At 33.9% G+C, this 20,490-nt stretch carries 14 protein-coding genes; 8 read left to right on the top strand and 6 right to left on the bottom strand.

The window, feature by feature from the left end; translation table 11 throughout:
• Positions 1-2: 2 nt before the first annotated feature.
• From HNQ90_RS09385 to HNQ90_RS09370, 4 genes are all read right to left on the bottom strand, one after another.
• The gene (locus HNQ90_RS09385; RefSeq protein ID WP_144118002.1) at positions 3-881 is read right to left on the bottom strand and encodes a nucleoside phosphorylase; all 879 of its coding nucleotides are present in this window, start codon (positions 879-881) and stop codon (positions 3-5) included.
• Complete coding sequence (locus HNQ90_RS09380; protein ID WP_144118001.1) at positions 871-1,815, bottom strand: DUF1835 domain-containing protein; 945 nt, start codon at positions 1,813-1,815, stop codon at positions 871-873. Before HNQ90_RS09380 ends, HNQ90_RS09385 begins: the two co-directional genes overlap by 11 nt.
• A gap of 3 nt (positions 1,816-1,818) precedes the next feature.
• Positions 1,819-2,148, bottom strand: coding sequence for a translation initiation factor (locus tag HNQ90_RS09375; protein WP_144118000.1), 330 nt, complete (start codon positions 2,146-2,148; stop codon positions 1,819-1,821).
• 138 nt (positions 2,149-2,286) lie between these two features.
• Entirely contained in the window at positions 2,287-3,234 is a 948-nt protein-coding gene (locus HNQ90_RS09370) for an isopenicillin N synthase family dioxygenase (protein WP_144117999.1), read from the bottom strand.
• Between the two features lie 133 nt (positions 3,235-3,367).
• Here HNQ90_RS09370 and HNQ90_RS09365 point away from each other — a divergent pair, with 133 nt between their 5' ends.
• Both HNQ90_RS09365 and HNQ90_RS09360 read left to right on the top strand, forming a co-directional pair.
• Entirely contained in the window at positions 3,368-5,371 is a 2,004-nt protein-coding gene (locus tag HNQ90_RS09365) for an alpha-ketoacid dehydrogenase subunit alpha/beta (protein ID WP_144117998.1), read from the top strand.
• A gap of 14 nt (positions 5,372-5,385) precedes the next feature.
• The gene (locus tag HNQ90_RS09360) at positions 5,386-5,805 is read left to right on the top strand and encodes a 3D domain-containing protein (RefSeq protein WP_221279814.1); all 420 of its coding nucleotides are present in this window, start codon (positions 5,386-5,388) and stop codon (positions 5,803-5,805) included.
• A 61-nt stretch (positions 5,806-5,866) separates the two neighbouring features.
• On the opposite strand, the gene HNQ90_RS09355 is transcribed toward HNQ90_RS09360, so the two are convergent.
• Complete coding sequence (locus HNQ90_RS09355) at positions 5,867-6,421, bottom strand: ExbD/TolR family protein (RefSeq protein ID WP_144117997.1); 555 nt, start codon at positions 6,419-6,421, stop codon at positions 5,867-5,869.
• 253 nt (positions 6,422-6,674) lie between these two features.
• Between HNQ90_RS09355 and HNQ90_RS09350 the strand changes: the two genes are divergently transcribed.
• Positions 6,675-7,346 carry a hypothetical protein gene (locus tag HNQ90_RS09350; RefSeq protein ID WP_172625926.1) on the top strand — a complete coding sequence of 224 codons (672 nt, stop codon included), beginning with the start codon at positions 6,675-6,677 and terminating at the stop codon, positions 7,344-7,346.
• An 8-nt stretch (positions 7,347-7,354) separates the two neighbouring features.
• Here HNQ90_RS09350 and mgrA read toward each other — a convergent pair whose 3' ends face one another.
• A complete protein-coding gene (gene mgrA, locus HNQ90_RS09345; protein WP_144117995.1) occupies positions 7,355-8,368 on the bottom strand; it encodes an L-glyceraldehyde 3-phosphate reductase in 1,014 nt (337 codons plus the stop codon).
• 258 nt (positions 8,369-8,626) lie between these two features.
• On the opposite strand from mgrA, the gene HNQ90_RS09340 reads away from it, so the two are divergent.
• From HNQ90_RS09340 to HNQ90_RS09320, 5 genes are all read left to right on the top strand, one after another.
• Complete coding sequence (locus tag HNQ90_RS09340; RefSeq protein ID WP_144117994.1) at positions 8,627-10,186, top strand: DEAD/DEAH box helicase; 1,560 nt, start codon at positions 8,627-8,629, stop codon at positions 10,184-10,186.
• A gap of 114 nt (positions 10,187-10,300) precedes the next feature.
• Positions 10,301-11,581: a sensor histidine kinase gene (locus HNQ90_RS09335; protein ID WP_144117993.1), complete on the top strand. Its 1,281-nt coding sequence runs from the start codon at positions 10,301-10,303 to the stop codon at positions 11,579-11,581.
• Positions 11,582-11,846: 265 nt separating this feature from the next.
• Complete coding sequence (locus tag HNQ90_RS09330) at positions 11,847-18,758, top strand: T9SS type B sorting domain-containing protein (protein ID WP_172625925.1); 6,912 nt, start codon at positions 11,847-11,849, stop codon at positions 18,756-18,758.
• 295 nt (positions 18,759-19,053) lie between these two features.
• The gene (locus HNQ90_RS09325; RefSeq protein ID WP_144117991.1) at positions 19,054-19,506 is read left to right on the top strand and encodes a cold-shock protein; all 453 of its coding nucleotides are present in this window, start codon (positions 19,054-19,056) and stop codon (positions 19,504-19,506) included.
• A gap of 54 nt (positions 19,507-19,560) precedes the next feature.
• Complete coding sequence (locus tag HNQ90_RS09320; protein WP_144117990.1) at positions 19,561-20,475, top strand: EamA family transporter; 915 nt, start codon at positions 19,561-19,563, stop codon at positions 20,473-20,475.
• Positions 20,476-20,490: the final 15 nt, after the last annotated feature.

Raw genomic sequence — 20,490 nt, 5'->3', positions numbered from 1 at the left:
AATCAATCGGTTTTATCTGTAATTTTGTTTAGTGCGTAAGTAATTAAGTTTGTAATTACGGTATTAGAATCTTTGCTAAATGTACCTATTGCTCTGTTTGCTATAATGGCATTTAGTGAAATGGCTTTATGACCTAAGAGACTTGAAAGTCCATAAATTGCAGAGGTTTCCATTTCTAGATTGGTAATTCTAATGCCATTATGATTAAAAGCGTCCATTTTGCCGTTTAGATTATCATCCTGAATGGCCAAACGTAATACGCGTCCTTGTGGTCCGTAAAACCCACCAGCGGTTGCTGTTAATCCTTTATGTATATGGTTGGCTTGAAACAGCTTTTCTAAATCTGCGCTCCCTTTAATTATAATAGGGCTTGCTTTGTCTTGGTGCCAATTGGTCTGTTTGGTAAAGGCGGCTTCAAGATCTGGAGTTCTAATTGTATCTGTTTTATAAGCTTGTAACATGCCATTTAAATCTAGGGCATGTGTGCTTATTAAAAACGAATCGACATCAATGTCTTTTTGTAAAGATCCAGAAGTACCTATTCTTATGATATTTAAGCTTGTAAGGGTGTCTTTTATTTTTCTTGTTTTAAAATCTATGTTGACAAGGGCGTCTAATTCATTTAAAACAATATCTATATTATCGGGACCTATTCCCGTAGACATTACGGTAATACGTTTGCCTTTATAGTAACCAGTTTGTGTTTTAAATTCGCGTTTTTGAGTTTCAAATTCTATAGAATCAAAATGCGATGTTACTTTACTAACTCGATCTTGGTCTCCTACAAAAATTATGGTCTCTGCAATGTGTTCTGGTTTTAAATTTAAATGATAAATACTACCATCTGGATTTAAAATAAGTTCTGATTCTTTAATCGACATTAGTAATTGTTTTAACTAGTTTATTTAGTTTTTTACTGAATTGATATTCGTATTTATTTACGCCGCCAAAACACATATTACTATCAATTTTATATGAAGAATTATATTGGCCAATAAGCGTTTCATGACCTGTTCTATTTAAAACTAAAGCATCGTTTTCTTCGGTGTAAAAAACACTTAATTTATCTATTAAACGTTTAAGTTGCATATCGCCAAAGCCGTAGTACCCTTGGTAGTTTAAAGCATAACCTAAAAGATGGTGTTTTGATTTTATGGTGTTATCTCTCACAATTTCTAGAATGTTTCGTTCTAGGGTGTTTAAACCATCAACAGAATCTGGAAAACGTTTTAAATGTGCTTTTAAGCAATTTGTTAAATATTTAAACGATGAATTTTTAACAATAAAAGGCTTTAATAAATTATGATCTTTTCCGCAGTAAATACCCCAAACTGTGGTTGCTATATCAATGTCACTTTTGTTTAAAGCTATTTTATTTTTATAATGATCTAGAAGTTGTTCGGTATTAAGTTCGGTTAACGCTTTTAAAGTTTTACTTCCTGGAACACGCCCGCTACAAACCAAATAAATAGGAAGATCTATTTTTTTATACTGCAGTAAACTAATTACAGCAATCATGTTTATATGGCAAAATAAGTCATATTCAAACCACAGTACAATTTCAGAATAGCGTTCTGTATTAGCAAGTTGCTCGTTTAGAACGAAATCAACCTGTTCTAGGTCCAATTCAACATTATAAAAATCGTTAAAAAACTGGCGTCTTAGTTCAATATGCTCTTGACTGTGGATGGCTTCCTTAGTTGGACCTTCACATAGCATTTCTTGCCAAACCAATTTTTCGCCTACAATTTCGAGTTCATTTAAATATTTATTAAGATGATCTCCGTTTGTAATATGCAGTGGATATTTGTTCATGTTTTAGCCGCCTACACGTTTTACATTAAAACCTTTATCCTTTAGCATTTGCATTATTTTATCGCGATAATCCCCTTGAATAATAATTTTATCATCTTTAAAACTGCCACCTACACTAAGTTTTGTTTTAATTTCTTTTGCCAATATTTTAAAATCTTCGGTTGCTCCTGTATAACCTTCAAGTATGGTTATTGGTTTGCCTTTGCGCTTTTCGTACTTGCAAAGTATCGGGTCGTCTTGCATCCAAATGTTTTCAGAATCATTGGTTTCAGAAGGTGTTTCCTCTTCAACATGCTCTGGAAATAAATTTTTAAGTTGATCTTGTAAATCCATGTTAGCCCCTCTTAATCTCCCCAAAAGGGAGAAACTCAAATGGGGTATTTGATGTTTTAATTGTTAACTAATTATTAATTTTTATTTTCTTCACTAGTTATTCCATCCCCTTTGGGAAGGCTAGGTAGAGCTTTCATTTTATTTCTTTAGTCCTAATTCTATTAAGCGTTCGTTTAAAAATTCGCCAGCGGTAATATCATCAAATTGTTTTGGGTTGTTTTCATCAATACAGCCTTCTAAAACATCTAATTTCATTTCGCTAATCGGGTGCATAAAAAATGGAATAGAATAGCGTGAAGTACCCCAAAGTTCTTTAGGCGGGTTAATTACACGATGTATAGTCGATTTTAACTTATTATTGGTGTGTCTAGATAGCATGTCGCCAACATTAATCATTAACTCGTCTGGTTCGGCAATAGCATCTACCCATTCGCCATTGTGGTTTTGTACTTGTAAGCCACGACCTTGAGCGCCCATTAAAAGGGTTATTAAATTAATATCGCCATGGGCGGCAGCTCTAACAGCTTCTTTAGGTTCTTCTGTTATAGGTGGGTAGTGTATGGGTCTTAAAATAGAGTTGCCATTATGGATATAATTATCAAAATAGGTTTCTTCTAAATCCAAATGCAATGCTAAAGCACGTAATACATACTTTGCTGTTTTTTCTAGCATTTGGTACGCTTCTTTGCCAATTTTGTTAAAGTCAGCAAGTTCATTAACCGTAACATTTTCTGGGTATTCTGCTTTTAATGCATCATTGTCATCAACGTATTGTCCAAAATGCCAAAATTCCTTTAAATCACCTTCTTTTTTACCTTTTGCACTTTCTTTACCAAAGGAAACATAACCACGCTGGCCACCAATACCTGGTATTTCGTATTTCTGTTTAGTTTCGGTTGGTAAACTAAAAAAGCTTTTAATTTCTTTATATAGATTATCAACTAAAGCTTCATCTAAAAAATGACCTTTAAGTGCTACAAAACCAATATCTTCATAAGCCTTACCTATGGCTTCAACAAACTTTTGTTTTCTAGCAGGATCATCAGATAGAAAGTCCTTTAAATTAACACTTGGTATGATATTCATTGCTGTTATTTTATGGTGTGAATACAACAAATGTACAAAAACATTCAAAGTTAATTGTACTGTGTAATAGGCATTTTTTGTTAATAATGCATTCTATTTATGTTATATTTGATAGTGAAATAAGGATTTTATTATGAAACCAACAAATTCTTCAGTAAACTTTAACTATTCTATAAATAATTTAGACGAAACGCTATTATTGTCCTTATACAGGAATATGCTGAAACCAAGACTAATAGAAGAGAAGATGCTTGTTTTGTTGCGTCAAGGAAAAATTAGTAAATGGTTTTCGGGTATTGGACAAGAAGCTATTTCGGTTGGCGTTACTATGGCTATGCATAGTGATGAATATATTTTACCTATGCATAGAAATTTAGGTGTTTTTACCACCAGAAAAATCCCGTTATACAGATTATTTGCACAATGGCAAGGGAAAGCTTCGGGCTTTACTAAGGGCAGAGATAGATCATTTCATTTTGGTACGCAGCAATATAAAATTGTTGGAATGATTTCACATTTAGGTCCTCAATTGGGAGTTGCCGATGGTATTGCTTTAGCTTCAAAATTAAAAAACAAAAATCAGGTTACAGCTGTTTTTACCGGTGAAGGTGGTACAAGTGAAGGTGATTTTCATGAAGCTTTAAACGTGGCATCTGTTTGGCAATTACCTGTTTTATTCTGTATAGAAAACAATGGTTATGGTTTATCTACGCCAACACATGAGCAATATAATTGTAGGGATCTGGCAGATAGAGGCTTAGGCTATGGTATAGAATCGCATATTATAGATGGTAATAATATTATTGAAGTTTATACCAAGGTAAATGCTCTTGCCGAAGATATAAGAAGAAACCCTAGACCTATTTTGGTAGAATTTAAAACTTTTAGAATACGCGGACATGAAGAAGCCAGTGGCACTAAATACGTACCGGAGGAACTTATTACGTCGTGGACAACTAAAGATCCGCTTTTAAATTTTGAAGCGTTTTTAAAAGCAGAAACTATTTTAACAGAAGAACTTGAAGCAGATTTTAAAGCTGAAATTAACAAAGAAATTAATGAGCATTTAAAGGTCGCTAATGAAGAAGAAGATATAAAACCTAATGAAAGTGAAGAGTTAAGTGGTGTTTTTCAATTATTTAAAAATGAAGGTGTTAATAGTAAATCGAAACCTGAAGAGATTCGGTTTATTGATGCCATTTCAAGTAGTTTAAAGGAAAGCATGATACAGCATGAAGACCTAGTGATTATGGGGCAGGATATTGCAGAATATGGAGGGGCTTTTAAAATTACCGAAGGATTTATAGATCAATTTGGAAAGGAGCGCGTGCGCAATACACCTATTTGCGAATCGGCTATAATTGAAACTGCTATGGGCTTATCTATTGCCGGAATTAAGAGTGTGGTAGAAATGCAGTTTGCCGATTTTGCAAGCTCTGGCTTTAACCCTGTTGTTAATTATTTGGCGAATTCGTATTACAGATGGAAACAAAATGCCGATGTAGTAATTAGAATGCCTTGTGGTGGAGGTGTGGCTGCAGGACCGTTTCACTCGCAAACCAATGAGGCTTGGTTTACCAAAACGCCAGGTTTAAAAGTGGTTTATCCAGCATTTCCTTATGATGCTAAAGGCTTATTAAATCAAGCTATTAACGACCCAAATCCTGTATTGTTTTTTGAGCATAAAGCGTTATATCGTAGTATTCGTCAAGAGGTACCTACGGATTATTATACTTTGCCTTTTGGTAAGGCTTCGGTTATAAAAGCTGGAAACGATGTTACTATAGTGTCCTACGGAGCTGCAGTGCATTGGGTATTAGAAACTTTAGATAACAACCCCGATATTTCGGCAGATGTTATAGATTTAAGAACCCTTCACCCCTTAGATTTAGAGTGTATTTATGCATCGGTTAAAAAAACTGGAAAAGCTATTATTTTGCAAGAAGACTCACTTTTTGGTGGTATTGCGAGTGATATTTCGGCCAATATTATGGAGCAATGTTTTAAATATTTAGATGCGCCCGTAATGCGGGTTGCTAGCTTAGAAACTCCAATTCCTTTTGCCGCTCAGTTAGAGCAGCAATATTTGCCTAAAAACAGGTTTGAAACGGCTTTAAAAACGTTATTAGCGTATTAAGTATTACCTTTAGGATGAATAAAACTATAATTTTAAAAACCTTTATTTGTATTTGTGTTTTTATAGTTTTAAGCTGTGGCAAGTCTAAACCAACCATTGAAGACAACTATGTTTGGAAGCCTTTACAAGTTACAGCTACCGCTTATAACTCTTTGGCTTACCAAACCAATTCGAATCCGCATATAACGGCGTTTGGAGATAGCTTAAAACCAGGGCTAAAGTATATTGCGGTTTCTAGAGATTTACTAAAACTAGGATTAAAGCAGGATACTCCAGTAAAAATTGAAGGACTTAAAGGTGTATATTGGGTTAAGGATAAAATGCACTCTAAATGGAGAAATAGAATTGATGTTTATATGGGCGAAGATGTTAAAGCCGCTAAAACCTGGGGAAGAAAAAAAGTGAAAATTGAATATGGTATTCTTAAGCTTTAAAGCATAAAAAATTGAGTTATTAAGTTTGCCGCCAAAATAACTCAATCTTAAAAATTGTAATTTATTTCGTTTCAGCTTCCGAAATAATAAAAGGATAAGCCTTTTTCACTTGGTTTTCTTCAGCTGTTGTTAAATTTACAGCAGGTTTTCCTAACACATTTAAGCTGTATCCTTGTCTTAGTTCATAATAGGCTTTTGTTAATTCATTTTGCACAGCAACAAAGGTTTTGTAAGTTGTTTGCTTGCTGTTTTGTAAGGATATAACGGCTTTGTTAGGGTTATCTGAAGCAGTCGATGCTTTATTACCATGGCAATAATTACAACTCGCATCACCATTATTATCCGCAAAGTTTTTAACAATCTCTTTAATTTCAGATAAGGTTACGAGTTCATCTTCAATTAGAATATCATCAGTACTATTAATGGCAATTCTTAAAATATTTCGTTCGGCAATAATACCACCACAATCGTTGGTAGGACAGTCTTTTGGAAGGACTCGGTTTATACCTTCATCGGAAGATATCGTAGCGGTTACTAGAAAAAAGATGAGTAATAAAAATGCAATATCTGCCATAGATCCCGCATTTACTTCTGGTACTAATTTTGAGTGTCTCATAAAATAGATTTTAAAATGTTAATATTTCCTAGAAGTCACAAAAACAGTATCGAAATAATACGGTATTTATATTAAAATGAAGTAAAACATTGAAAATAGATATGGGTTTTTGTTAAATTTTGATTGGTTTAGGTATGGTATTTGTTAAACCATTACTAAATATTGGGATTAAACGGGGTGATTTTCTAAGAAAGAAATATCTTTGATAAATTAATAGCCCTCAATCCATAAACTATAAATTGATAATAGATTGATGAAACCTTATGCTTTTTTACTTATTTTAATATGCTTTTCGCTGTCTATTGAAGCGCAAATAGATAGTAAAAATAAATCTTTTTCTATACCTGCCGTAGAAAGTAAAAAAGATACAGCAGATATAGCACCATTAACACCTTCAAAACCTATTGAAAGCGCTAACTCAATTGGTTTAAACAGACCTAAAGTAGCACCAAATCTAGAAATGCCTAAAAAAGATTTTTCTATGTTTCCGGAAGAAGAGTTTGGGAATCCGGGAGAATTATATAGTAAAAGGTTAGGGCAGGTAGAAAAAGAGTTGTTGCCTGAAGGTCATGGTGAAAACGCCGGATTAAAAGAAGATGCGTATTGGGGCGATTATAGAACAAAATCTAAATTTATATATATCAAATACAGGGATTATAGCGCTATTGATGGCGATGTACTAAGAGTTTTAGTGGATGATGACGTGATAAAATCGGGTGCATATTTAACCGAAGGGTTTGGCGGCTTTAAGTTAAAGCTAAAAGACGGCCTTAATAAAATTGATTTTTATGCTGTTAACGAAGGTTCGTCGGGACCTAATACCGCAGAATATAGAATTTTAGATGAATGGAATAAGGTAATCTCTGGAAAGGTATGGGCGCTTTCCAAAGGGGTAAAAGTGACTATTATTATTATTAAAGAGTAGTTGTTTTTTTATGCTATTATGCTTTCAATCAACTTCAATTCTTCATCTGAAAATTTCAATAAATCTAAACCTTTTACATTTTCTTTCAATTGATTTGAAGAACTAGCACCCACTAATACCGATGCTACCTGCGGTTGTCTTAATATCCAAGCAATAGCCATTTGAGATAGTTTTTGTCCGCGTTCTTTTGCAATAGCATCCAACTTTCTAATCTTATCTAAATTATCTGTAACCGATTCTTTATTTAAATACGTTAATTCTTTGGCAGCACGAGACCCTTCCGGGACACCGTTTAAATATTTATCGGTAAGCATACCTTGCGCTAAAGGAGAAAAGGCAATACAGCCCACACCGTTGTTTTCTAAAGTATCAAGAAGACTATCTTCAACCCAGCGATCGAACATTGAGTATCTAGCTTGGTGCAGAATAAAGGGCACTTTTGAATCCTTTAAAAGTTCTGCGGCCTTTTGAGTATCTTCTGGATTATAATTAGAAATACCAACATATAAGGCTTTGCCTTGGCGCACAATATCTGCCAATGCCCCCATGGTTTCTTCTAAAGGCGTGTCTGGATCTGGTCTATGATGATAAAAAATATCGACATAATCTAAGCCCATACGTTTTAAACTTTGATCTAAGCTTGATATTAAATATTTTCGAGACCCAAAATCGCCATAAGGCCCTGGCCACATATCGTAACCTGCCTTGGTCGCAATAAATAATTCGTCGCGGTACGATTTAAAATCCTTTTTAAAAATGGTGCCAAAATTCTCTTCGGCAGATCCGTAAGGTGGTCCATAATTATTGGCTAAATCGAAATGGGTAATTCCTAAATCGAACGCCGTTCTTAAAATTTCTCGGCCATTTTGTATAGGATCAATAAACCCAAAATTATGCCATAAGCCAATAGAAATAGCGGGCAGCAAAACGCCGCTTTTTCCCGATCGTTTGTAGGTCATGTTTTCATACCTGTTTTCGGTAGCTAAATATTCTTTTACTCCAGATTTATCGTTTGCTTTCATAATGGTCTATTAAGAAAATCAAAAGTATCAAAACCTTTTAAAAATATAAGATAAATATTAAATTTAACATTTTACAAGATTATTAAATGTGAGGATTTTTTAGTTAAAAATATTGTATTTCAGAGGGTTAGAGGTTATTTATAATCTTATAATTTGGTCTGATTTTAAAGCTGTTGATATTAGTTTAATAATTTCACAGCAAAAATGCTTGATAACCCCTTTAAAGATGTTATTTTTGCACGTTTCAAAATTTAAAATATGTCGGTTACAAAAGCAGAATTAGAATTAGAAGAAAGAGCAGAAGGTAAAAGTTTATACAGTTATCAGAAAGGTGCGATAGATAAGATTTTTACTGCTTTTGAGGAATCTCCAGAGGATTATCACTTGCTTTACCAATTGCCAACAGGTGGAGGTAAAACGGTTATATTTTCTGAAATAGTTAGACAATATTTAAAGCACCACAAAAAGAAAGTGTTAGTACTTACACACCGAATTGAGTTGTGTAAGCAGACTTCTAATATGCTTACCGAGTTTGGTGTGCATAATAAAGTGGTAGATAGTAAGGCCGATTTAAGTGATCAAGCAGATTTTAGCTGTTTTGTTGCTATGGTTGAAACCTTAAATAATAGATTAAATGACGACAAACTAGATATTTCCGATATAGGTCTAGTAATTATTGATGAGGCACATTATAACTCATTTACAAAACTATTTAAGTTTTTTAGTAAATCGTTTATTTTAGGCGTTACTGCAACACCTTTAAGTTCTAGTATTGAATTACCAATGACCGATAATTACGATGAACTTATTGTTGGAGAAAGTATTGAATCGCTTATCGAGAATGGCTTTTTAGCACGAGCTGAAATGTTTACCTATAATGTTGGATTAACATCTTTAGTGGTAGGAGCGAATGGTGATTATACAGTTAAATCTTCTGAGGATTTATATACGGATAACGACATGTTATCCAAGTTATTACAAGCTTATGAGGAGCGTGCTAAAGGAAAGAAAACGCTTATCTTTAATAATGGTATTACAACATCTTTACATGTTTACGACACGTTTAGAAGGGCGGGATACCCAGTAGCGCATTTGGATAATACGAATACTAAAAAGGAGCGTTCCATGATATTAAAATGGTTTAAAAATACTCCAGGTGCCGTTTTAACTTCAGTTAGTATTTTAACTACCGGTTTTGATGAGCCAACAGTAGAAAGTATTATTTTAAATAGAGCAACAAAATCTTTAACACTTTACTACCAAATGATTGGTCGTGGATCTCGTATTTTAAAGGATAAGAAGACCTTTTCTGTTATCGATTTAGGTAACAACTTCCACCGTTTTGGTCCTTGGGGCGATGGTTTAGATTGGCAACGTATTTTTAAATCGCCAACCTATTATTTAGATTCTATTTTAACGGATGACGAGTTAGAAAGCAATTTTAGATATGAAATGCCAGATGCTTTACGTGCAGAGTTTGCTAAATCTGAAGACGTACATTTCGATATCCAGAAAACGTATGTAGATTCTATTAGAAACGGAGAGTCATCAAAAGTTGTTTTAGAGCGATCCATAGAACAACATGCTAAAATTTGTATTGAAAACAGCGAAGATGTTTACGATGCTTTGGCGCTTGCGAAACAACTTGGTGATGATATCGATTTTAGAATTCAACGCTATACAAAGTGTATTAGTAAAAGTACATATAACTTTGTAGATTGGTTAAAAGGAGATTATCGTAAGAAATTAAATTCCTATTTGCGTTCAAATTTCGATGAAGTTTTCGAGCAAATTCACGGGTTTCCACCTGAAGATTAAAACTTTAGTTTTTATAGGAATATTTCTATTAACATACCTGAAATTTCTTCTATCTTCGTAGTCCGTTTAAATATGCATTTATTCAGGATAAAATGTTGGCTTAAAACTTAAAAATTGTTAAGTAATATATTAAATATAGGCATCAATTCTACCTTAAATCCAGATTGGATTAAAAGGGTTAGGATAGTAAATATGATGTCCTTAATAACGTTTTCAATCTCTATATCTTTTATAATATATGGAGTTCTTTTCAGCTGGCCAAATTTAATAATTTTAGTTGTAGTTATACCATTTATAACATCGAGCACAACTTTAATTTTAAATTTTAAAAGACTATTTAAAATTGCTATAATAAACTATATAGCTTCTAACTTTATAATGGTTTTTACTACTGCAATACTGCTGGGTTCAAAATTACATTATCAATATTTTTTAGTATCATTAATTGGCTTACCTCTTATTTTTATAAAAGGAGATAATAAAAACTTAAGAACTATTTTATCCTTGCTACCCATTGTGTTATGGATTTATTTAGAGTTTCATTTTACTAAGTTCGAACCTGTTTTTTATTTACCGGAACATTACAATTATTTAATTAGAGTAATAAATGATTTTTTAATGTTTGTTGTTGTCTTTTGTATGTTTTATGTGTTTACAAAAGAGAGTAATACACATTTAAAAGAGTTGGAAGATAAAACCTTAAAACTAACAGAATCTAATGCTAAGTTAGAACAGTTTTCTTATATCGTTTCTCATGATTTAAAAGCGCCATTAACTAATATAGATTCCTTAATTTCAATTATTGAAGATGATTATTTTAAAGATTTTAATGAAGATGGACGCCATATATTCTCTATGATTAAAGAAAGTTCTATTAGGATGAACGCACTTGTTACTTCTATTTTAGAATACTCTAGAGCTGGAGAAGGAAACATTCGTGTTACCACTTTTAACACTGCAGATATTTTTAAAGACATTCCGTTATTAATCAATATTCCGGAAAACATCCAGTTTAAGTATCCTAGCGTTACACATACTATAACAGGTTCTTACAGTCAGTTGGAGCAAGTTTTAATTAACTTGGTTAATAACGCTGTTAAGTATCATGATAAGGATCAAGGTACAATAAAAATTACGGTAGCTTCTTTAAATGCTGATTTTTTAAAGTTTGGAGTTATAGATGATGGTCCGGGAATAAAACCTGAATTTCATGATGTTATTTTCGAAATGTTTGGGACTGCTAATGAAGAGAGCAGATTAGATAGTTCTGGTTTAGGTTTATCGATTGTAAAAAAAATAGTGAGCTTAAACCATGGCGAAATAGGTATAGAAAGTACTTACGGGTCGGGTAGTTGTTTTTGGTTTACATGGCCTTTAAAAGTAATAGGTAAATAGTTTAAAGCATTTACTGATCTGCTAGTTTTAGTACTTATATATTTTCTAGCTCATTTTATTTTAGAAAATATCCAGAATCGGCAGGTTTAAGGCTAAACGTAGTGACTTGTTTTTTATGCGTTACAACGGGTAATATTGCACATGGGTGCTTTTTTATATAATTTTAAAATCAATTAACGGAAAAGGATTTACAGGGGTAAAACTTATGGGTGTTTTTTCGGTAGTTTATCATATTAAATTGTTTATCCCTCATAAAGAATTTTTAATGCTGTTAAGATTTCCCCTTTTAGTACTGCTCTTTATTCCCTTTTTTTCATTTTCTCAAGATAACTCGCCTTATATCGAGGTTACCGATAGCCAAGGTGGAGATGCTGTTTTTGTAGATTGCGATTATCCTGTAAATGCCGATAGGTGTTTCGAGTTAGAAGCCAATTACACCGTAATTAGCGAAACTACATCTTATGAGGTAAACGCTATTCCTTTTACTAATTTAACAGGCTTAACAAACGAAACTTTAGTTAGTATTTCTGGCGATGATAAATGGAGTGCCGTTTTATCCATGCCTTTCGATTTTTGTTTTTACACCGAGGGCTATAACCAACTGTTAATAGGAGACAATGGAATAATTAGCTTTAATACTGCTTTAGCACTTGCCGATAGTCCATTTTTTGCTGGTAGTATACCAAATGCTTCTATGCCAACAAACGCTATTTTTGGTGCTTACCACGATTTAACTAACGATAATAATGTATTTGGTTGTACAGATGATCCGGGAACACCAGAAAATGAATGTGGAGAGATAAAAACGTACACAATAGGTACGGCGCCTTCAAGAGCATTTGTTATTAGTTACGAAAATTTAAATCATTTTAATTGCGAAGTTAGTCGATCGACTTCACAAATTGTTTTATACGAGGGTTCAAATATTATAGAAGTTTACATAACAGAAAAGCCATTAAACTGCGAAACTAGTGCCTCGGCTGATTATCGAAAAAACGCACTTATTGGTATTCAGAATATAGATGGAACTGTAGCTACAACTCCTGTAGATAGGAACACCAGTGTTTGGAGCACCACTAACGAAGCTTGGAGGTTCTCGCCCAATGGTACGCCAGTAACAAATGTACAGTGGCGAAACGCAAGTAATGTGCTTATTGGAACAGGCGATCAAATTACTATTTGTCCAGAAGAAACAACAACGTATACAGCTACCGTTACATACGATATGTGTATTGGTCCAGATATTGTTTTACAAGACACGATTGATGTTGAAATTGACCTTTTGTTTCCTATTGCTATTGATAATAATACTGTAGTTTGCGATGTAGATGTTATAGGTACCGAAATTATTGATTTAACAAGTTACGATGCTTTAATGGTAGGCACGCAAACCGGATTAGTATTAAGTTATTATAATAATTTAGCCGATGCTCGATTAGAAAATAATCCGATATTAAATCCTAATGCCTATGCACTTACAAATCCGGATGAAACTATATATGTAAGACTTCAACGTGGTGTGGGCTGTTTTGATGTTGGGACTTTAAGTATAAGTTTAGAAGAATTAGGAACTAGCCAATTATCTAGAATAGCCCTTTGCGATGTAGCTAATGATAATTCTGAGTTTATAAACCTTGCAAATTACACGAGCCAGATAATAGGAGGGCAAACGGGAGTTAATATCTCCTATCATGCTACTCGCGATAATGCGGATAGTAATGCATTTCCAATTACAAGCTTAACAGCGGCCAATGGCGATTCTGTTTTTGTTAGATTCACTTTGCAACCAGATGCTACCTGTCCTAACCTAGAAGAAATTCCTATTGTTCTTTTTCCAGTTCCTGTTGTAGAACCTATTCCAGTTACATTATGTTCTAACATAGCTATCTATGATTTAACCCAACATGAAAGCGATGTGCAAGCTAACAACACCGAAGTCATTAACTTCAGTTATCATTTATATGAATCGTGGGCCGATAGAAACCTGTATCCTTTCGATCCCGCGCATCCATCAAACCCAATAGATCCTGCAACCTATGTTTTAAATAGTGTAAGCAGTATTTGGGTGCGAACATACACAAGTGCAGGCTGTGTGGAGGTTTATCCAATAAACTTCACCTATATAGAAGGGGTTACCGTGCAGAATGATACACAGGTAAGTTCGGGTACTATTTTCGATTTAACCAATTCTGTAAATGATATGGTTGCCGATTTAACAGGGATAACTTATCAATTTTACGATACACTTGCAGGTGCCCAAACTCAAGATCCAAGTAGTTTAGTTTCAGACCCAGCTAATTTTGCGGTAACAAATCCAGAAACTGAAGTTTTTGTAGTATTTACTAATACGGCTTCGGGTTGTATTACAATAGGCGATATCCTTTTAGAGTTTGTTGGTTTTGTTGGTTCCGGAAATGGTGATTTTCAAGTTTGTGATAGCGCTAACGATTCGGAAGAACTGGTTACCTTAAGTGATTTTGATGATGATTTAATAGCCGGTTATGATGATGCACAATACATGGAAGTTACTTATCATGTTTTAGAATCTGATGCTAATAGTGCTACTGTTATTAATCCTATAACGCAAATTAATATTACAACAGCAACCGTAATTTATGCAAGAATTGCTTTGGTTTTTGAAGGTGATGAAGAAGATTATACCGTAGTAGAAGTGACATTAGATTTTCAATCTACCATACTTTTAAACGCGGTTACAGATACTATTTGCGATGAATTTTACAACAATAGAGAAGTCCATGATTTAACCCAATACGAGACCGATATTACTACAGAGCCTGGTGCAACATTTGCTTATGAGTATACCTATGGTTCAGCCATAAATAATCCAACTACGTTTACCGTTGTAGGACCAACACGCATAATTAATGTTTTTGTAACAACGCCAGATGGTTGTACCACAGAAACGACAATTACTCTATCATTTCATCCAAGAGTAGCCACCAGTAATGCTACTCTTCAAGCCTGCGATACGGATAATAATAGTAAAGAGCTATTCGATTTAAACGATGCTTTACCCGATATTACACCCGATTATTTAAACTATACGGCTACCTATTATCCAACATTAGCTGAAGCACAACAAGGCGACACTGCCAACGAAATTGCAAATCCAACATCACATCCGGTATCTACCAACACAACAGTTTATGTTCGGTTGTACGACACTGCAACTACCTGTTATACAACATCTCGAATTCGTTTATCTATTGTGCCTGTTCCCGAAATAAGAAATGATGAAATAACGTATTGCGATTTTGAAAATAACGGTATCGAAACCAACGTGAGTTTATCGCAATTTAATTCTCAAATTTTAGGGTCTCAACCCGGAGTTACTATTACGTATTATAATTCTTTAAGTAATGCCAATGCTTTAAGTGATCCTATTACAGAATCTACAATAACAGATACAACAGAGCTTTTTGTAAATCTAGCAGCACCAGATGATTGTAATACCGTAGGAGCCATTAACTTTACTTTGCAATCGGCTCCCGTGGTTTCAGATATTAGCGTTACCGTGTGCGATAATTTTACCAATGGGGAAGAACGCTATAACTTAACCTTAAGTAATAGTGATATTGTAGCAGACCCTGAAAATCATACGTTCAGATATTTTAGGTCTGAAAGTAATGCGATAAATAATTCGGGAGCCATATCATCTAACTACTTAATTACATCGGTACCACAAAGTGTTTTTGTTCGCGTTACTAATAGGTTTACTAGTTGTTTCTCAATAGCTGAAATGGCATTGGATTTTACATTTCCTGTAGCGGTTCAAGATACCGAGTTAACAGCTTGTGATGATGATTATAACCTATCTGAAGAATTCGATTTAACCACCGCAATTCCAGATATGTTGGCAGATACCACAGGACTAACCATAAGTTATTATTCTGATGAAGTTGGTGCAGAAACAGAAAATGCTAGTTTCCTGATTTTAACACCCGAAAATCACAACACAGCATCGGAGTCTGATAACATATTTGTTAGATTTGATGATTTAGCTACAGGCTGTTTTTCCATTGGTAAAGTGGTACTAAAAGCTTTAGCTACGCCTAAACTAGTTGAAAGTTCTTATGAAATTTGCGACACCGATTTTGATGGGTTTTACACACTAGATTTAACAGTTTTAAATCCTTTAATTATTCAAGATCAAACCAATTTAGAGTTTACATACTACACTAGTATGGCGGTTGCCGAAGCGGAAGATGATGGGATTACTAATATTTCTAATTATGCTATTCCTAGTAATAATCATATCATTTACATTCACGTAAAAAATCAGTTTGGTTGTAAATCTATAACCACGGTAACTATAAGTATTAAAACGTCTGTTTCTGTTGAAGTTGTTACCGAAATCATGGAAGTATGTGATAATGATTTAAATAATTATGCGTTTTTCGATTTAACAGATTTTACGACCTTGTTTACTACGGAAACTGGAACGACGTTTAGATATTATAACAATCAAACCGATGCTAATTTAGAGCAAAACGAAATATTAAATCCTACGGTTCACGAAAATATTAATCCAAATGCTCAAACAGTTTATGTTCGAGTTTCAGCACCAGATAAATGCGATAATATTACATCCTTCGGAATAAAAACCATTCACATTGCACCACCAACACTTAAAGAAGCTACTTTTTGTGCCGGAACATCTGTTGTTTTAGATATTGGTGCAGATTATGACGATTACCTATGGAGCACTTCAGAAACCACTCAAAGTATAGAGGTAGATACGGCTGGAACCTACAGTATAACTCTGGTAGATAGTAACGGTTGTACCGACACCTTTAATGTTGAGGTTAAAGAATTGCCTTTGCCAGAAGTTGTACCAACAACTATTGCAGAATGCGATTATTACAACGCTGCCGATGGCATTATGCAGTTTAATTTACACGATTACGATGCCGATTTAACCAATAGCAACAACAACGTAACCACGCATTTTTACTTGTCGCAGGACGATTTGGATGACGATGTAAGAGAACAAACATCGCCATTTACAAACACTACAAATCCGCAAGTGGTTTATGTAAAAGTTGTAGATAACGATACGGGATGTTTTGACTCTACAACATTAACCCTTAATAGTAGTTTTGAAGTTGTTACCAATAATACCTACGAAATTTGCGACACAGATTTTGATGGTGATTATAGCTTCAACTTAACAGAATTAAATTCTTTGGTAGTTACTAACGTTATAGGTTTATCTTTCGAATATTATACCTCTTTAACCAATGCAGAAACCCAAACAGACGCTATTTCTGGAAACTATACCATTCCAAATAACAACCATAATGTGTTTGTTAGAGTAGAAAATAGCTTAGAATGTGCCTACATAGCTTCAGTTGAAGTCAGCCATAGAGAAGATGCTCAAGTAAATGTGGTTACCGATGTTCTTGAAGTTTGTGATGATGATTTAGACACCTACACCATTTTCGACTTAACAAGTTTTGAAGCTTTAGTATCTACCGAAGCTAATGCAGTGTATCGCTATTACAACTCCAGAAGTGATGCTAATCTAGAACAGAACGAGATTTCAAATCCAACGGCGCATCAAAACACAACTCCAGATGCTCAAACAGTTTATGTTCGAGTTTCAGCACCAGATAAATGTGATAATATTACATCCTTCGGAATAAAAACCATTAATATTACACCACCAACACTTACAGAAGCAACTTTTTGTGCCGGAACTTCTGTCGTTTTAGATATTGGATCAGATTACGATGATTACCTATGGAGCACTTCAGAAACCACTCAAAGTATAGAAGTAGATACGGCGGGAACTTACAGTGTAACGCTTATAGATAGTAAGGGTTGTACCGACACGTTTAATGTTGAGGTTAAAGAATTGCCTTTACCAGAAGTTGTACCAACAATAATTACAGAATGCGATTATTACAACGCTGCCGATGGAATTATGCAGTTTAATTTACACGATTACGATGACGATTTAACCAATAGCAACAACAACGTAACCACGCATTTTTACTTATCGCAAGATGATTTGGACAACGATGTAAGAGAACAAACATCGCCATTTACAAACACTACAAATCCGCAAGTGGTTTATGTAAAAGTTGTAGATAAAGATACAGGATGTTTTGATTCTGCTACGTTTACCCTAAATGGCAGTTTTATTGATCCTAATCCAGCTATTCTAGAGCTTTGTGATGAATTAGACTCCAAGGATGGTTTTAATACTTTTAATTTAAGTCTAGCAGATACCGAGGTAACTTTTGGATTGCCTTCAAATACTCAAGTGGTGTATTACGAATCTTATAATGATGCTTTTAATCAACAAAATCCGCTAAACACTACTTATGCCAACATAGAACCATATTCGCAAACTATTTATACTCGGGTAGAAAATTCAGATGGCTGTTTTGGAATAGATGAGGTTCTATTAATTGTTAACGATCTTCCAAATATTGAAGCCGATGAATCGGTTATTTATTGTTTAAATACATATCCAGATACTATGACTTTAGAGAGCGGAATAATTGGCGATTCACCTAGCAATTATATCTACAATTGGAGTACGGGAGCGCAAACGCCTACTATAGAAATTAATGAAATAGGCGTGTATAATGTCGATATTACGAGTACAGATGGATGCTCAAAAAGCCGCGCTATAACCGTTTTACCTTCCAATATTGCGACAATAGAAAGTATCGATATTCAAGATGCTTTAGACATTAATAGTCTAACGGTTTATGTTTCAGGGGAAGGCGACTATGAGTATGCTTTAGATAGCGAAAATGGCCCATATCAAGAAAGTAATGCGTTTACTAGATTAGAAGGTGGACTGCATACTGTTTATGTTAGAGATAAAAACGGCTGTGGTGTTGTACACGAGAGAATTTCGGTAATTAGTATTCCAAAATTCTTTACACCCAATGATGACTCTTATAATGATACATGGCTTCCTAAAGGTATTTCAAGAGAATTTCAAACCGATGTCTACATTTATATCTATGATCGTTACGGAAAGCTTTTAAATCAATTAAATCCTTACGGAATAGGGTGGGATGGAAAGGCTAAAGGCCAAGTCATGCCAACTTCAGATTATTGGTTCACCATAGAATTTAAAGAAACATTTAGCGATAAACATAGAGCATTTAACGGACATTTTACTTTAAAACGATAATGACAATTAATTTTCAATTTGGCAGAACATAATTAATAATTAAAAAGGAAAACATTTGATAACAGCCTAATTTACATAGATAGTTGCCTTATGTAATACCTTACATTTTAATGCTTTTCTTTAATTTCTCAACCAAGGAATAGTGCTTACTATAACGCCTAACGACTTATTTTAACGTCATAAAGTTATTTGCGATTGTGAAAGCTTAATAATGGGCTGAATATTATAACATCATGAAAATAAGGCGTATCTTTGTTCTATATTAATATTAAAACCCAGTAGGAGTATTTAAACTATGGCAAAATCGCAAGTAACATTTAACAAAATTGAAAAAGAAAAAAAGCGCTTAAAGAAGAGAGAAGAAAAGCAAAAAAAGAAAGACGCTAGAAAAGCTGAAGCTAAAGAAAACCCACAAGGAATTCAATTTGCTTATGTAGATTTTAATGGAAATTTAACAGATACGCCGCCAGACCCAGCAATGCGCGAAAAGGTTGAAGCAGAAAGTATTGAATTAGGTATCCCTAAGAAAGAAGATAGAGAAGAAGAAGAGCCAGCAAACAAAGAAGGGAAAGTATCTTTCTTTGATCATTCTAAAGGTTTTGGTTTTATTTTAGATAGTATAAACCAAGAAAAATATTTTGTGCATGTTAGTGGTTTACTCGAGGATATCGAGGAAAACGACAAGGTAACTTACGAGTTAGAACGTGGGCAAAAAGGAATGAACGCCGTTAGAGTTAAAAAGATTTAAGAATTTTTTTTCTAGTGTAATGCTAGGAATATACATTATACAAAAGGCTAAAATATGAGTGCATCGCGTAAAACGGTTCTTATAATTTTAGCCTTTTTTGCTATATATGTTATTTGGGGATCTACCTATATGCTTAATAAAATAGCAGTCTCACAATTACCTCCATTTTTTCTTGCAGCCGTTAGGTTTCTTGTTGCAAGTATTATCATTTTTATTATTGCAAAAAGCTTAGGTATTAGTTTAACTATTACCAAAAAGCAATTCATAAACACTTGTATTGCAGGTTTATTGTTTTTAACCCTAGGAAACGGGTTAGCGGTTGTGGCTTTAAAATATATAGATAGTGGTTTTGCTGCTTTAGAGATTTCTTCACAGCCTTTGGTTGTCCTTATTATGATGCGGATTTTTCTCGGGAAAAAGATTAAAACCATGTCTTACATTGGTGTTGTTTTAGGTTTTATAGGTATCTTTTTATTAGTTAGCCAAAATCAAATAATAAATAAGGAAGGGCAAATATTTGGCATGATTCTAATATTCTTATGTATGCTCTGTTGGGCCTATGCAAGTATTTTTGTTGGAAATGCTGATTTACCAAAAAATCATTTTGTAAATACAGGATATCAAATGCTTACTGGTGGTATTATGCTGTGCATTGTAAGTTTATGTTTAAACGAACCTTGGTCGTTGCCAAATGTTTGGCAGAATGATGTGCAATGGGCTATGGGTGGTCTTATTCTATTTGGAAGTATTGTTGCATTTACAGCTTTCAATTATCTTTTAAAAGAAGTATCTCCCGAAAAAGTAGCAACGTCAACTTATGTGAATCCTATTATTGCCTTAGTTTTAGGCTGGTGGATTTTAGACGAGCAAATAACTTTACAATCCATTATTGCAGCCGGAGTTTTATTAACTGGTGTTTATTTTATAAATACGAAACGCCTTTTTAAATTAAGAAGTATTGGACGTTAAGCAAGCTATTAAATT

It is taken from the genome of Algibacter amylolyticus, from assembly GCF_014202225.1.
GTDB classification, from domain to species: Bacteria; Bacteroidota; Bacteroidia; order Flavobacteriales; family Flavobacteriaceae; genus Algibacter_B; species Algibacter_B amylolyticus.
This window is presented reverse-complemented; position numbering and strand designations above follow the sequence as displayed.

Bases quoted from the DNA above. Each gene is read 5' to 3' on its own strand.
- HNQ90_RS09385 (WP_144118002.1), bottom strand. From the start codon at position 881: ATGTCGATTAAAGAATCAGAACTTATTTTAAATCCAGATGGTAGTATT.
- HNQ90_RS09380 (WP_144118001.1), bottom strand. From the start codon at position 1,815: ATGAACAAATATCCACTGCATATTACAAACGGAGATCATCTTAATAAA.
- HNQ90_RS09375 (WP_144118000.1), bottom strand. From the start codon at position 2,148: ATGGATTTACAAGATCAACTTAAAAATTTATTTCCAGAGCATGTTGAA.
- HNQ90_RS09370 (WP_144117999.1), bottom strand. From the start codon at position 3,234: ATGAATATCATACCAAGTGTTAATTTAAAGGACTTTCTATCTGATGAT.
- HNQ90_RS09365 (WP_144117998.1), top strand. From the start codon at position 3,368: ATGAAACCAACAAATTCTTCAGTAAACTTTAACTATTCTATAAATAAT.
- HNQ90_RS09360 (WP_221279814.1), top strand. From the start codon at position 5,386: ATGAATAAAACTATAATTTTAAAAACCTTTATTTGTATTTGTGTTTTT.
- HNQ90_RS09355 (WP_144117997.1), bottom strand. From the start codon at position 6,421: ATGAGACACTCAAAATTAGTACCAGAAGTAAATGCGGGATCTATGGCA.
- HNQ90_RS09350 (WP_172625926.1), top strand. From the start codon at position 6,675: ATGAAACCTTATGCTTTTTTACTTATTTTAATATGCTTTTCGCTGTCT.
- mgrA (WP_144117995.1), bottom strand. From the start codon at position 8,368: ATGAAAGCAAACGATAAATCTGGAGTAAAAGAATATTTAGCTACCGAA.
- HNQ90_RS09340 (WP_144117994.1), top strand. From the start codon at position 8,627: ATGTCGGTTACAAAAGCAGAATTAGAATTAGAAGAAAGAGCAGAAGGT.
- HNQ90_RS09330 (WP_172625925.1), top strand. From the start codon at position 11,847: ATGCTGTTAAGATTTCCCCTTTTAGTACTGCTCTTTATTCCCTTTTTT.
- HNQ90_RS09325 (WP_144117991.1), top strand. From the start codon at position 19,054: ATGGCAAAATCGCAAGTAACATTTAACAAAATTGAAAAAGAAAAAAAG.
- HNQ90_RS09320 (WP_144117990.1), top strand. From the start codon at position 19,561: ATGAGTGCATCGCGTAAAACGGTTCTTATAATTTTAGCCTTTTTTGCT.